Source organism: Pelagibacterium halotolerans B2 (assembly GCF_000230555.1).
Lineage (GTDB): Bacteria > Pseudomonadota > Alphaproteobacteria > Rhizobiales > Devosiaceae > Pelagibacterium > Pelagibacterium halotolerans.
In genome coordinates, this window is sequence record NC_016078.1 from 3,164,568 (window position 1) to 3,179,115 (window position 14,548).

Sequence of the window (14,548 nt, forward strand, 5' to 3'; positions counted from 1 at the left end):
AAAGCTCCTTGCCAGCCGGGTCGCCGGAATTAGGCGGTGTAAGTCTTCTTGAAAGCATCGAGAGCCGAAACCAGGCGCTCTTTGATCCCGTCGGTCAGCGCCTTTTCCTTGGCGATATCGCCAAGAATGTCGGCATGCTTGCTGCGCAGATGCGAAAGCAGCGCCTTTTCGAAGGCCTGAACGCCACGCACCGGCAGATCGTCGAGATAGCCATTGGCACCCGCAAAGATGACGGCAACCTGCTCTTCGGTCTTGAGTGGCGAAAACTGGGGCTGCTTCAAAAGCTCGGTCAGGCGCGCGCCGCGATTGAGCAGACGCTGGGTCGCCGCATCGAGGTCTGAGCCGAACTGGGCGAACGCGGCCATTTCGCGATACTGGGAAAGCTCGCCCTTGAGCGAACCGGCAACCTGCTTCATTGCCTTGATCTGGGCCGAACCGCCCACGCGCGAAACCGAAAGACCCACATTCACCGCGGGACGAATGCCCTGGAAGAACAGATTGGTCTCAAGGAAGATCTGGCCGTCGGTGATCGAGATCACGTTGGTCGGAATATAGGCCGACACGTCATTGGCCTGGGTTTCGATGACCGGCAGAGCGGTGAGCGAGCCCGAACCATGATTCTCGTTGAGCTTGGCAGCACGCTCGAGAAGGCGGCTGTGGAGATAGAAGACGTCGCCGGGATAGGCTTCGCGTCCGGGAGGACGGCGCAGCAGCAGCGACATCTGGCGATAGGCGACGGCCTGTTTGGAAAGATCGTCATAGGCGATCACGGCGTGCATGCCGTTGTCGCGGAAGAATTCGCCGATCGCACAGCCGGTGAACGGCGCCAGGAACTGCATCGGCGCCGGGTCCGAGGCGGTTGCGGCGATAACCACCGAATATTCCAGCGCGCCATTGTCTTCCAGCATCTTGACGAACTGGGCAACGGTCGAGCGCTTCTGACCCACGGCCACATAGATGCAGTAGAGCTTTTCGCTCTCGCCTGCACCGGCCTGGTGAGCGGGCTTCTGGTTGAGGAAGGTATCGAGAACGATGGCGGTCTTGCCGGTCTGACGGTCGCCAATCACCAGCTCGCGCTGGCCACGGCCGATCGGGATCAGTGCGTCGATGGCCTTGAGGCCCGTCGACATCGGCTCATGCACCGACTTGCGCGGCAGAATGCCGGGAGCCTTGACGTCGACGCGGCGGCGCTCTGTGGATTCGATCGGACCCTTGCCATCGATCGGATTACCCAGGCCATCGACGACGCGGCCCAGAAGGCCCTTGCCCACGGGCGTATCGACGATCGAACCCGTGCGCTTGACGGTATCGCCTTCCTTGATGTCGCGGTCGGACCCGAAGATCACCACGCCGACATTGTCGGCTTCAAGGTTCAGGGCCATACCCTTGATGCCGCCGGGGAATTCGACGAGCTCACCGGCCTGCACCTTGTCGAGGCCAAAGACGCGCGCAATACCGTCACCGACCGAAAGCACCTGACCGACTTCGGAAACCTGGGCTTCCTTGCCGAAATCCTTGATCTGGTCTTTGAGGATCGCGGAAATTTCCGCAGCTTTGATGTCCATTAGCTGACCCCTTTCATGGCGATCTTCATGGCCGAAAGTTTTGTCTTGAGGGAGGTATCGATCATCTGGCTCCCGACCTTGACCACAAGGCCGCCGATCAGGCTTTCATCGACACGTGTAATAAGGGAAACGTCCTTGCCGACCTTGTCCTTGAGGACGCTCGCAAGTTCGGTTTCCTGTTCTTTGGTCAAAGGAGCGGCGGACGTAACTTCCGCGCTCACTTCATTGCGCGCTTCGGCGGCAAGCAGCTTGAATTCGGCGATGATCGCAGAAAGGGCGAAAAGCCGGCCGTTTCTGGCCACCAGCTTCAGCGTGTTGGCGACCAGCTCGACCGGCTTGACCTTATCGAGAATCGCATTGAGTGCGGCGCTCTTGACGTCGGTTGTGATCGTCGGGCTCACAAGAAAGCGCGAAAAATCGTCCGAAGAATTGATGAGTCCCGCAACAGCATCGAGATCCTTTTCGACCGCCTCGATGACCTTGCCGTCTTTGGCCAGATCAAAGAGCGCTGCCGCATAGGGCCGAGCAATCTTGGACAGAACGGATCGTGGTGCGCTCAAGCCTTGTAACCCCGCTGCTTGCCCCGCCCTTTATCGTCGTCATCGCCAATAATGGCGGCGGCGGCATTGTTTTCTATTTGTATTCGGATCGACAGGGCCAGCGCCAACAAGGGCATGCCCATGAATTCCGGGGTGGCCTTACCATGCCAAAACCGGCCACGCAAGCGCATCACGGCCAAATTGGGGCGTCGCAAATGTCGCATCGCAACAAGTTCTGCGATCAGTAAAAGCTCATCGGATCGATATCGACCTGAATACGCAAATTCCCCTTGGCCGCGGGCCCCGTTTCCAGCCAGAAACGGACATAGCCCGACAGATCGAATTCCTTGGGACTCTGGACCAGAATACGCACCCTGTGCCGCCCCCGAACCATGGCGACCGGCGCATCGGCGGGTCCGAAACGCCTGACCCCCTCGGCCAATGGCGCCGCCGCCATCAGCGCCCTGGCCAGAGCCATGGTTTGGGTGTGCTCATTGCCCGAAACAATTAGCGCAGCCAGCCGACCGAATGGCGGCAGACCGCCCTGCCGCCGAACCATGAGTTCGTGGTTGTAAAATCCTTCCCGATCCCCGCTCACCATCGCCTTCATCACCGGATGATCGGGATGGTAGGTTTGAAGGAACGCCTTTCCGGAGCGCGATTCGCGCCCGGCGCGGCCCGTGACCTGGGTCAGGATCTGGAACGTCTTCTCCGCCGCCCGCGGATCGCCATGCGCCAGCCCCAGATCAGCGTCGATCACACCGACAAGGCTGAGCTTTTCGAAATGGTGCCCCTTGGCCACCAATTGCGTGCCGATGATGATGTCGTATTCGCCGCGCGCGATTTCGGCGAACCGGTCGCGGATTTGACGCATCGACCCCATATCGGAAGACAGGACCACCGGCCGCGCGCCCGGAAACCGCTCGGCGACCTCTTCGGCCAGCCGCTCGATGCCCGGCCCCACCGCCACCAGCGAATCGGTGGCCCCGCACGAACCGCACACATCGGGCGCCCGTTCTTCATGCCCGCAATGGTGGCACATCAGAACGCCGCGGAACCGATGCTCGACCAGCCAGGTCGAACAATCGGGGCACTGATACTGATGCCCGCACGACCGGCACAGCGTCAGGGGCGCATAGCCGCGCCGGTTGAGAAACAACAGCGCCTGCTCGCCCCGATCGAGCGCATCGAACACCGCTCGCGCCAGCCTCGGCGCAATCCACTGGCCCTTTTCGGGACCTTCGGCCCGCATGTCGATGGCGGTTATATCGGGCAGCGCCGCATCGGCAAACCGGCTTTCGAGCCGCACATGCGCATAGCGGCCGGTCTCCCCATTGTTGCGTGATTCGACTGCTGGGGTTGCCGAAGACAAAATGACCCGCGCCCCGGCCATCGAAGCGCGCACCACCGCCATGTCGCGGCCATGATAATTGACCCGGTCGGCCTGCTTGAAGGCGCCGTCATGCTCTTCATCGAGCACCAGAAGCCCCAATTCGCGAAACGGCAAGAACAGCGCCGAGCGCGCACCGATCACCGCCCTGACCTCGCCCGTCAAAACGCCCCGCCACACCCGGGCCCTTTGAACAGGCGTCATTTCCGAGTGCCATTCTGCGGCCCGCTGGCCGAAGCGCTTTTCGAACCGGTCGAGGAAGGTATGAGTCAGGGCGATTTCGGGCAGGATGATTGCCACCTGCTTTCCGGTGCGCAGCATATCGGCCACGCTCTCGAAAAACACCTCGGTCTTGCCCGACCCGGTAATCCCGTCGAGCAGAGCCACCGAAAATCCGCCTTTGTCATGGGCCCGAATCTGCTCGAGCGCGGCCTGTTGCGCCTCCGACAGCTTTGCCGGTGCGAAATCGGGCTCGGGTGGCAGGACGGGCGGCGGAGCCGGAACTTCGACCTGCTGCAGGCAGCCCGACTTGACCAGCCCATCCACCACCGCCGTCGAAACGCCTGCGGCACCAATCAGCGCCGGCTTTGCCCAGGGGTAGCCGTCCTCCATCACCGAAAGCACCCGGGCGCGCGCGTCCGTCATCCTTTCGGGTTCGGGACCGCCGCGCTTATAGGCAATCAGAGGGCGCGGCGGATCGAGCGCCTCGCGGCTGCGCAACGCCCCCCGCAGCACCATGCCCGGCTGGGCCAGCGTATAACGCGCCACCCAATCGATGGTTTTCAAAAGCTCCTCTGAGAGCGCGGGCACATCAAAGACGTGCTCGATATCCTTGAGGCGATTATGGGCGAAATTGTCCTTGGGCTCGCCCCACACGACGCCAAGCGTGGGTCGTGGCCCCAAAGGAACGACGACGATCGAGCCGCGCTCGACCTCTTTTCCCTCGGGCACCCGATAGGAATAAGGGCCGTCCACGGCAACCGCCACCATCACTGCCACGACCGGACCAAGCGTCATCGAGAGCCTTCGCGCTGGGAGAACGAAACGAGATCAACCATCGGGCACCATAGTTGTCAAATGCGATTCGGCCAGCCCCAATTGGCGCTCTGGTAACCTCTGGGCGGTAATATTGTCCCATGACCGATACCGGCTTTGCCATCTCCGATGCCTTGCGCGCCCACATATCGAGCTGGCGGCGCGAGCTTATGACCATAAGACGCCTGTCCCCCAAGACGCTGGAAGCCTATGGCCGCGACGTCGACCAGTTCCTGGCATTTCTCTCCGCCCATATCGGCGGGACCATCGACATCGCCAATCTCAAATCGCTCCGGCCAGCCGACCTGCGCGCCTTTCTGGCGTCCCGCCGCCGCGACGCTCTGGGCTCGCGCAGTCTTGCCCGCTCGCTTTCGGGGATAAAGTCGTTTTTCTCCCATCTTGAGCGCGAAGGCATCATGGCGCTCGAGGCGCTTTCGGTGGTCCGCACGCCCAAACTGCCGCGTTCGCTCCCCAAGCCCCTTTCCGCAACCGAAGCAAAGGGAGCCGGCCCGGCCATCCATGAGCAGGAGGACCGCCCCTGGGTCGCGGCGCGCGATACTGCAGCCATTGCCCTATGCTATGGTGCAGGCCTGCGCATTTCCGAGGCCCTGGCTCTGACCCGCGCCGATCTCGACGGCGCGACGCTCAGAATTGACGGCAAGGGCAACAAGGTCCGCCTCGTGCCGCTCATCGCCCCGGTCAGGGCGGCCATCGAGGACTATCTGCGGCTCTGCCCCTTCTCGCCCGCCCTCAATGAACCCATGTTCCGCGGCGTACGCGGCGGTCCGCTCAGCCCTCGCCTCATCCAGTTGCGGCTCGAGCAATTGCGCGGTGCCATGGGTCTGCCGGCCTCGGCGACCCCGCACGCGCTGCGCCATTCCTTTGCCACTCACCTTCTGGCCAGGGGCGGCGACTTGCGCGCCATTCAGGAACTGCTGGGCCACGCCTCGCTCTCAACCACCCAGATCTATACCCATATCGATGGCGAACGGCTGCTCGAGGCTTACCGCGCCGCCCATCCACGCCGCTAGCGCCGGACGCAATCGGGGTATAGGGTCACCTTCCATAGTCCTGGCCAGTATTCATTTATGTCCGCATTTTCCTCACCCGATCGGGACCAGCTTGTTGGTCTCGCGCTCGCTGCGCTCGGCGCGGCGCTGTTTGCTACCAAGGGCATCTTCGTAAAACTCGCTTACGCGCAGGGCCTCGATGCCATAACCACCCTGACCTGGCGCATGCTTCTGGCGACGCCATTCTTTGCATTGATGGGAGCTCTCGCCTATCGCGATCGCCGCGCCGGACGGGGTCGTCAGGCGAACCGGCCCGTGCCCGTCCGCGCCGTTGCCGGCGCTGCTGCCATCGGCATCCTAGGCTATTACGGCGCAAGCTTTCTTGATTTCCGCAGCCTCGACCTCATTACCGCGCAGCTCAACCGGCTGGTGCTTTTGACCTATCCATTCATGGTTTTGATCCTGGGTGCGGTCCTGTTCCGCCGCCCACTCCGGCTCCCGGTCGTGGCCGCGGCGCTACTGGCCTATCTTGGGATCGGGGTGATCTTTGGCCATGACATGGTGATCGAAGGCGAGAGCGTTCTTGCGGGTACTCTCTTTGCGCTGGGCAGCGCTTTGGCCTATGCGCTCTATCAACTGTTTGCCAAACCGCTGATCGATACGTTGGGTCCGAGGCTGTTCACCGCAATTGCGATGATCGCGGCTGCGGGCGTCGTGTTTCTCCATTTTCTTGTAACCCATTCCCCTTCGGGGCTGGCCATTTCCGCGAATGCGTTTTTCATCCTGCTCGCGCTGGCGCTCGCCGCCACGGTCGCCCCGGTTTCCATCATTGCAGCAGCCATCGGCATGGTGGGTGCCGAGCGCACGGCGGTGTTCGGCAATATCTCCCCGATCCTGACCATCGTGCTTGCCATCTTCATCCTCGGCGAGCCCTTTACACCGATCCACGGCATCGGAACGGCACTGGTAATTTTCGGCATTTTGCTGTTCACTCGGCTCACGACGCTGCCGAAAAGCGCGGTGCAAACCGGCCAGTAAGAGGGACGAGATTTTTATGAAAACAACACGGTTGATGATGGGCGGCACCGTGCTCGCCCTTGCTCTTGCGCTCGGTGCACCCATTTTAGCCCAGGAAGTCGATTTCGGCGACAATTCGAGCACCTGGGCCGATGACGACCAGTGCGACGATCCGCGCTTCGAGGGCCCGGGGGCGGCGCTGATCCGCAGCCCGGTCGATGAGATGCGCGACGCCGCCGACTGCCGGGCCGCCTTCGAAGCGGGCGAAGTCACCCTTGTTGCCGTCGAGGCTCCCACCAGTCCGAACGCTGAAGACGGTGGAGACATCGATTTCGGTGACGATTCGGGAGCCTGGGCCAATGACAATGAGTGCGACGACCCCCGTTTCGGCGGCTCGCTCGACAGCCATCTGATGGCCGACGCCACCGATTGCCGCACGGCCTACGAGGCTGGCGAGGTCACCTTTGAAGCCTCAAACGAGGTCAGCGGCGCGGTGCAGCCGGTCGATGGCATCGATTTTGGCGATGATTCGGGCGCATGGGCCAATGATGGCGAATGCGACGATCCGCGCTTCGGCGGCTCGCTTGCGAGCCATGAGTTCGCCGACGCCACCGACTGCCGTACCGCCTATGAGGCCGGACAGGTGACCTATGATGCGCCGGACGATACGAGCGCTGCCGGCGATATCGATTTCGGCGATGATGCGGGCACCTTTGCCAACGATGGCGAGTGTGACGACCCTCGTTTTGGCGGTTCGCTGACCAGCCATGAGATGGCCGACGCCACCGACTGCCGCACCGCTTATGAAGCCGGTGAGGTGACCTATGACGCGCCCGATGACGGCGGAAGCGACGTTTCGGTCAATGACATCGATTTCGGCGATGATTCCGGCACTTGGGCCAATGATGACGAGTGCGACGATCCCCGTTTCGGCGGCTCGCTCGACAGCCATCTGATGGCCGATGCCAGCGACTGCCGCACCGCCTATGAAGCGGGCGAGGTGACCTACACCCCCTCCGATGAGTCCGGCGCAGACGTCGCAATCGGCGATATCGATTTCGGTGACGATTCAGGCAATTGGGCCAATGACGGCGAGTGCGACGACCCCCGCTTTGGCGGCGGTCTCGACAGCCACCGCTTGGCCGACGCGACCGATTGCCGCGAGGCATTTGAAGCCGGCGACGTAACCTATCTGGGCGACGGCACGGGCGCCGTCATCATCGATGGCATCGATTTCGGCGATGATTCGGGCACCTATTCCAACGATGCCGAGTGTGACGATCCGCGCTTTACCGGCTCGGGGGTCGGCGTCGCGCTCGACGATCATCTGATGGCCGATGCCACCGATTGCTCGACCGCCTATACTGACGGCACCGTAACGCTTGCCGACGAGTCCGGCAGCGGCGGTTCGAACGGCGATTTCCGCATCAATTTCGGCGACGATTCAAGCGCTTCGGCCCATGATGGCGTGTGCGACGATCCGCGCTTCCAGGGACGCGGCGGGGCTCTTGAGCTGCTCGAAGCCAACATGCTCGCCGACGCCACCGATTGCCGGACGGCCTATGACGCGGGGACCGTGACCTACAATCCCTGAACTCGGACACTCCAAAACAAAAAGGCCGCATCCCCTTGCGGATGCGGCCTTTTTTGTGCGTAGCGGGCTTGGCCGTCAGATGTGGATAGACCCGTCGCCCAGCCCCAGCGCGGCTTCGCGCACCGCTTCGCTCATGGTTGGGTGAGCATGGCAGGTGCGGGCCAGATCCTCGGACGAACCGCCAAATTCCATCAGCACCGCGGCCTCGTGGATCATTTCGCCGGCGCCCTTGCCCACGATGTGACAGCCCAGAACCCGGTCGGTTTCCTTATCGGCGAGGATCTTGACGAACCCCTGTGGCGCGAGCATCGCCTTGGCCCGGCCATTGGCGGTAAAGGGAAATTTCGCCGCCTTGTAGGCAATACCCTCGGCTTTGAGGTCCTCCTCGGTCTTGCCGACCGAGGCGACTTCGGGGTTGGTGTAAACGACGCCTGGGATGACGGAATAGTTGACGTGCCCGGCCTGGCCGGCGAGGATTTCGGCAATCGCGATGCCCTCGTCCTCGGCCTTGTGGGCCAGCATCGGGCCGGCGATCACATCGCCGATCGCATAGATGCCGTCGAGATTTGTCTTGTAATGTCCGTTGGTTACCACCCGGCCGCGCTTGTCGCGCTCTATGCCCAGATCGTCCAGTCCGAGCCCGTCGGTGAAGGGGATACGACCGATCGAGACGAGGGCGATGTCGGTTTCAAGCGTTGTCGCTTCCCCGCCGGCGGTGGGTTCGAGGGTCGCGACGAGACCCGATTCGGTCTTTTCGATGCCTGTCACTTTCGTGCCCAGCTTGAAGTCAAACCCTTGTTTTGACAGCATTCTCTGGAACTGTTTGGCGACGTCGAGGTCCATGCCAGGCAGAATGCGATCGAGGAATTCGACGACCGTGACCTTGGCGCCGAGGCGGGCCCAGACCGAACCGAGCTCCAGCCCGATGACGCCTGCACCGATAACCAGCAGGTTATCCGGCACCTTGTCGAGCTTCAGGGCGCCGGTCGAGGTGACGATCTTTTCTTCGTCGATCTCGATTCCGGGCAGATTGGCCGAGACCGAGCCGGTGGCGATGACGATGTTCTTGGTTTCGATCTCGGTTGCCGAACCATCCTCGGCAGTGACCGTCACCTTGCCCTGCGCGGCAATTTTCCCGGTGCCCTTGAAAGCGGTTATCTTGTTCTTTTTGAAAAGATATTCGATGCCGCCAGTGTTCGACGCCACCGTATCGTCCTTGTGCGCCATCATGGCGGGCAGGTTGAGCTTTGGCGCGCCGACCTCGATGCCGAGCTGGGGGAAGGTGTGACCGGCTTCCTCGAACATTTCCGAAGCGTGCAGCAGCGCCTTGGACGGTATGCAGCCGATATTGAGGCAGGTGCCGCCAAAACTCGGCCATTTCTCGACAACGGCGACCTTCATGCCAAGCTGCGCGGCGCGAATGGCGCAGACATAACCACCCGGTCCGGTGCCGATTACGGTAAGATCAAATGTGTCGGCCATCAGTTCATGTCCTCAAATCAGTCGATTGTTTGCGGCGGCTGTCTCAGACGATCAGCCCGATTGTCATGGCGACCAGACCCAGCGAGGCGAGGATCCAGACCATGGAGCGGAAATAGGAAATACCTTGCAGATACAAGGGGATATAGACAATGCGGCCCAAAATGTAGAGCGCGGTGCCGCCCTGGGTGAGCCAGTCCGAACCGTTCGAGACCACCACCGCCAGCGCCAGCGCGACAAAGGCGGGATAGGTCTCGAGATAGTTCTCGACCATGCGCTTGGCCCGACCGGCCCGACCGGTGAGCGGGGTGCCCTCGTCGCGCGGACCGGCATTGTATTCGCGGCCCAATTGCGCGGTCAGAAGCAGCGCCTGGATGGTGATCTGCGCGAAAAGCAGCACCACCGAAACAACCACCATCCATAACTCAAAGGTCATGCTTTGAACGCTCCCCTTGGGCAATGTTGGCTCGAAAATCTATGGACTTGAGTGTTCGGTGGCCCAAGATTGCCAAACATTGCCGTTTCGGTGTTGCCGCCCTTCGAAATGGCCTAGAGATCGAGAACAAGACGCTGGGGATCTTCCAGGCTCTCCTTGACGCGAACCAGGAAGGTGACCGCTTCCTTGCCATCGACGATCCGGTGATCGTAAGAGAGCGCCAGATACATCATGGGGCGGATAACGACCTGCCCGCCAACCGCGACGGGACGCTCCTGAATCTTGTGCATGCCCAGAATGCCCGACTGGGGGGCATTGAGGATGGGGGTGCTCATCAACGAGCCGTAGACACCGCCATTGGAGATGGTGAAGGTGCCGCCCTGCATGTCGGCCATGGAAAGCTGGCCGTCGCGCGCCGCGCGTCCGAGCCGGGCGATTTCCTTTTCGATCTCGGCGATGGTCATCTGGTCGGCATCGCGCACCACCGGGACGACGAGACCCTTTTCAGTGCCCACGGCCACCCCGATATGGGCGAAGTTCTTGTAGATGATGTCGGTGCCGTCGATCTCGGCGTTGACCGCCGGGATTTCTTTCAGCGCATGGACCACGGCCCTGGTGAAAAAGCCCATGAAGCCGAGCTTGACGCCATGCTTTTTCTCGAACAGTTCCTTGTAGGAATTGCGCAGATCCATGACCGGCTTCATGTCCACCTCGTTAAAGGTGGTGAGCATGGCCGCCGAGTTCTGGGCATCCTTCAACCGCTTGGCGATGGTCTGGCGCAAACGGGTCATCTTGACCCGCTCTTCCCCACCCTGGTCCTCGGCCCGTGCGGCGCGCGGAGCGGCCGGAGCCGGGGCCTCGGTTTTTGCCGCGCCGGTATTGTCGAGCGCCTTGAGCACATCTTCTTTCAGGACCTGGCCGCGCTTGCCCGAACCTGAAACCGAGGACGGATCGACGTCGCGCTCGGCCATCAGCTTGGCAGCCGAGGGGGCGGGCGGCATTTCGGTCTTGGCGGCGGGAGCAGGAGCCTCGGCAGGCTTGGCGTCCTGCTTGGGCGCTTCGGCTTTAGGCTCTTCCTTGGGCGCTTCGGCCGATTTGGCCGGGACGGCGCCGGCGGCAATCGCCGCGATCAGCGCGCCGACTTCGACGGTATCGCCCTCATTGACCGAGATGGCTTCGAGCGTGCCCGAAACCGGGGCGGGAACCTCGATGGTCACCTTGTCGGTTTCAAGCTCGACGATGGGCTCGTCGGCCGAGACGGCATCGCCGACCTTTTTGAACCATTGCCCGATGGTGGCTTCGGTAACGCTTTCGCCCAGGGTCGGGACGCGGACTTCAGTGGACATCTCTCGTATCCTTCCAATTCGCTTTGGGGTCCCGGCAGCGCCGGGCTCGTCAATCTCGGTTTCGGGCTTACTCGAAAGCTTCGTCCAGGAACGCCTGGAGCTGGGCGACATGGGTGCGCATCAGGCCCGTGGCGGTCGAGGCCGAAGCCGGCCGGCCCACATAGCGCGGACGCCCGCCCGGACGGCCCATCTGTTCGAGCACCCATTCGATATAGGGCTGAACGAACGACCAGGCGCCCATGTTCTTGGGCTCTTCCTGGCACCAGACGACTTCGGCGTTCTGGAACCGGCTCAACTCGTCGATCAGCGCCTTGGCCGGGAACGGGTAGAGCTGTTCGAGACGCATCAGATACACATCGTTGATGCCGCGCTTTTCGCGATCTTCCAGGAGGTCGTAATAAACCTTGCCCGTGCAGATCACCACGCGCCGAATCTTGTCGTCGCCCACAAGGTTGATCTCGGTCTTGGGCAGGCCCGGCGCCTCGGCATCGTCCCAGAGCAGGCGATGGAAGAAGGTATCCGAGCCCATCTCGCCCAGCCCCGACACGGCCCGCTTGTGGCGGAGCAGCGATTTGGGGGTCATGATAATGAGCGGCTTGCGGAAGTCGCGCTTGAGCTGCCGGCGCAGCGCATGGAAATAATTGGCCGGCGTCGTGCAGTTGAGCACCTGCATATTGTCTTCGGCGCAAAGCTGCAGGAACCGCTCGGGGCGGGCCGAGGAATGCTCGGGCCCCTGGCCTTCATAGCCATGCGGCAGCAGCATCACCAGACCGCTCATGCGCAGCCATTTGCGCTCGCCCGAGGAAATGAACTGGTCGATGACCACCTGGGCGCCGTTGACGAAATCGCCGAACTGGGCTTCCCAGACCGTGAGCGCATTGGGCTCGGCCAGCGAATAGCCATATTCGAACCCGAGCACCGCTTCTTCGGAAAGCAGCGAGTTGATGACCTCGTAGCGGGCCTGGCCGTCGACAAGATTGTTGAGCGGGGTGAAGGTGGATTCGTTTTCCTGATCGTAGAGCACCGAATGGCGCTGGGAGAACGTACCGCGTTCCACGTCCTGTCCCGAAAGGCGGACCGGGTGGCCGTCTTCGAGCAGCGAGGCGAAGGCCAGGGCCTCGGCGGTGGCCCAATCGATGCCCTCGCCTTCGGCAATCATCTTCTTGCGGTTGTCGAGGAACCTCTGGACGGTGCGGTGCGCATGGAAATCGCCCGGCACGGTTGTCAGCTTTTCGCCAAGCGCTTTCAGGCGCTCCATCTCGATGCCGGTGACGCCCCGGCGCGGGCCATCGACTTCGGCAAGCTTGATGTTCTTCCAGGCGCCGTCGAGCCAGTCTGCCTTGTTGGGGCGGTAATCCTGGCCGGCCTCGAATTCGCTATCGAGCCTGGCGCGCCATTCGGCCTTGAGGGCATCGAACTCCTCGGCCGTGAGCACGCCTTCCTCGACAAGCTTGTTGCCGTAGATTTCCAGCGTCGTCTTGTGCCCGCGAATGGCCTTGTACATCAGCGGCTGGGTAAAGCTGGGCTCATCGCCTTCATTGTGGCCGAACCGGCGGTAGCAGAACATGTCGATGACGACCGGGCGGCCGAATTTCTGGCGGAACTCGACGGCGATCTTGGCGGCATAGACAACGGCTTCGGGATCGTCGCCATTGCAATGGAAGACCGGCGCCTCGATCATCTTGGCCACGTCCGTCGGATAGGGCGAGGAGCGCGAGAAGTGCGGCGAGGTGGTGAACCCGATCTGGTTGTTGACCACGAAATGGATCGACCCGCCGGTGCGGTGCCCCTTAAGGCCCGAAAGCGCGAAACATTCGGCGACCACGCCCTGCCCGGCAAAGGCCGCATCGCCATGCAAAAGGAGCGGCAGGACCGCGGTGCGATCGGTGTCGCGCGTATCGGCGACGAACCGTCCCTCGATTGCCGAAAGCTGATCCTGCTTGGCGCGCGCCTTGCCCAGCACAACGGGATTGACGATTTCCAGGTGGCTGGGGTTGGCGGTGAGCGAAAGGTGAACCTTGTTGCCGTCGAACTCGCGGTCCGACGATGCGCCCAGATGATATTTGACGTCGCCCGACCCTTCCACATCGTCAGGATAGAACGCGCCGCCCTTGAATTCATGAAACAGCGCGCGATGGGGCTTGGCCATCAACTGGGTCAGAACGTTGAGACGCCCGCGATGGGGCATGCCCAGAACGATATCCTTTACCCCCAGCGCGCCGCCGCGCTTGACGATCTGTTCGAGCGCCGGGATCAGCGATTCCCCACCATCGAGACCGAACCGCTTGGTGCCGGTATATTTGACGTCGAGAAACTTTTCGAACCCTTCGGCTTCGGCCAGCTTATTGAGGATCGCCCGCTTGCCCTGGGGGGTGAAGGTGATTTCCTTGTCGGGCCCTTCGATACGCTCCTGGATCCAGGCCTTGGCCTCGGGATCGGAGATGTGCATGAACTCGATGCCCAGCGTGCCGCAATAGGTGCGGCGCAGGATTTCGAGCATCTGGGGCACTGTGGCAAATTCGAGCCCGAGATAATTGTCGATGAAGATTTCGCGGGTGTAATCGGCCTCGGAAAATCCATAGGCCGCCGGATCGAGCTCGGGGGCTTCCTCGCGATTTTCCAGCCCGAGCGGGTCGAGATTGGCGTGCAGATGGCCGCGCATGCGATAGGCGCGGATCATCATGATGGCGTGGATCGAATCCCGAGTCGCCTGCATGACCGCTTCGGTCGAAACCACCTCGCCGCCGGCCCTGGCCTTTTCGGTGACTGCCTTTTGAGCCTTGACCGCCACTTCGCCCCAATTGCCATCGAGCGCCGAGATCATCTCGCCATTGGAGGCACGCGGCCAGTCGGCGCGCTGCCAGCTCGGGCCATCGGCGTTTTTCGTTACGCAATCGGCACTGTCGGCAAGATTGTCGAAGAACTCCGCCCAGCTCGGATCGACGCTTTTCGCATCGCTCTTGTAGCGGGCGTACAGCGCGTCGATGTAATCGGCATTGCCGCCATAAAGGAAGGAAGTGAGGAGGAACGCTTCGTTCTGGTCCTGTCGTGCCATTTCGCTCTCGATTGGGGGTCCCGATCCCCCGGGTGGTAATTCATTCAACCTGCCCGTTGCCGGTATTGGCTTGTCGCGGTTC

The 14,548-nt window shown here is 62.0% G+C and carries 11 protein-coding genes; 3 read left to right on the forward strand and 8 right to left on the reverse strand.

The window, feature by feature from the left end; translation table 11 throughout:
* Positions 1-29: 29 nt before the first annotated feature.
* From atpA to KKY_RS15510, 4 genes are read right to left on the reverse strand one after another with little or no spacing between them, the layout of a single operon-like run.
* The gene (gene atpA, locus KKY_RS15495) at positions 30-1,565 is read right to left on the reverse strand and encodes a F0F1 ATP synthase subunit alpha (protein ID WP_014132314.1); all 1,536 of its coding nucleotides are present in this window, start codon (positions 1,563-1,565) and stop codon (positions 30-32) included.
* The gene (locus tag KKY_RS15500; protein ID WP_014132315.1) at positions 1,565-2,125 is read right to left on the reverse strand and encodes a F0F1 ATP synthase subunit delta; all 561 of its coding nucleotides are present in this window, start codon (positions 2,123-2,125) and stop codon (positions 1,565-1,567) included. Before KKY_RS15500 ends, atpA begins: the two co-directional genes overlap by 1 nt.
* The gene (locus tag KKY_RS15505) at positions 2,122-2,304 is read right to left on the reverse strand and encodes a hypothetical protein (RefSeq protein WP_139305168.1); all 183 of its coding nucleotides are present in this window, start codon (positions 2,302-2,304) and stop codon (positions 2,122-2,124) included. The genes KKY_RS15500 and KKY_RS15505 overlap by 4 nt, the downstream gene beginning before the upstream one ends.
* A 41-nt stretch (positions 2,305-2,345) precedes the next feature.
* Positions 2,346-4,511, reverse strand: coding sequence for a primosomal protein N' (locus tag KKY_RS15510; protein WP_014132317.1), 2,166 nt, complete (start codon positions 4,509-4,511; stop codon positions 2,346-2,348).
* 119 nt (positions 4,512-4,630) lie between these two features.
* Between KKY_RS15510 and KKY_RS15515 the strand changes: the two genes are divergently transcribed.
* Genes KKY_RS15515 through KKY_RS20730 form a run of 3 tightly spaced genes read left to right on the forward strand, consistent with a single transcriptional unit; the run spans position 4,631 to position 8,150 of the window.
* Entirely contained in the window at positions 4,631-5,560 is a 930-nt protein-coding gene (locus KKY_RS15515) for a tyrosine recombinase XerC (protein ID WP_014132318.1), read from the forward strand.
* 57 nt (positions 5,561-5,617) lie between these two features.
* On the forward strand, positions 5,618-6,577 hold the full coding sequence (locus tag KKY_RS15520; protein ID WP_014132319.1) for a DMT family transporter: 960 nt from the start codon (positions 5,618-5,620) through the stop codon (positions 6,575-6,577).
* Between the two features lie 16 nt (positions 6,578-6,593).
* On the forward strand, positions 6,594-8,150 hold the full coding sequence (locus tag KKY_RS20730) for a hypothetical protein (protein ID WP_014132320.1): 1,557 nt from the start codon (positions 6,594-6,596) through the stop codon (positions 8,148-8,150).
* Between the two features lie 75 nt (positions 8,151-8,225).
* Here KKY_RS20730 and lpdA read toward each other — a convergent pair whose 3' ends face one another.
* The 4 genes from lpdA to KKY_RS15545 all read right to left on the reverse strand — a co-directional run bounded on the left by lpdA (position 8,226) and on the right by KKY_RS15545 (position 14,466).
* Positions 8,226-9,632: a dihydrolipoyl dehydrogenase gene (lpdA, locus tag KKY_RS15530; protein WP_014132321.1), complete on the reverse strand. Its 1,407-nt coding sequence runs from the start codon at positions 9,630-9,632 to the stop codon at positions 8,226-8,228.
* A 43-nt stretch (positions 9,633-9,675) separates the two neighbouring features.
* Positions 9,676-10,065 carry an MAPEG family protein gene (locus tag KKY_RS15535; RefSeq protein ID WP_014132322.1) on the reverse strand — a complete coding sequence of 130 codons (390 nt, stop codon included), beginning with the start codon at positions 10,063-10,065 and terminating at the stop codon, positions 9,676-9,678.
* 113 nt (positions 10,066-10,178) lie between these two features.
* On the reverse strand, positions 10,179-11,411 hold the full coding sequence (gene odhB / locus KKY_RS15540; RefSeq protein WP_014132323.1) for a 2-oxoglutarate dehydrogenase complex dihydrolipoyllysine-residue succinyltransferase: 1,233 nt from the start codon (positions 11,409-11,411) through the stop codon (positions 10,179-10,181).
* 67 nt (positions 11,412-11,478) lie between these two features.
* Positions 11,479-14,466, reverse strand: coding sequence for a 2-oxoglutarate dehydrogenase E1 component (locus tag KKY_RS15545; protein ID WP_014132324.1), 2,988 nt, complete (start codon positions 14,464-14,466; stop codon positions 11,479-11,481).
* Positions 14,467-14,548 lie beyond the last annotated feature (82 nt).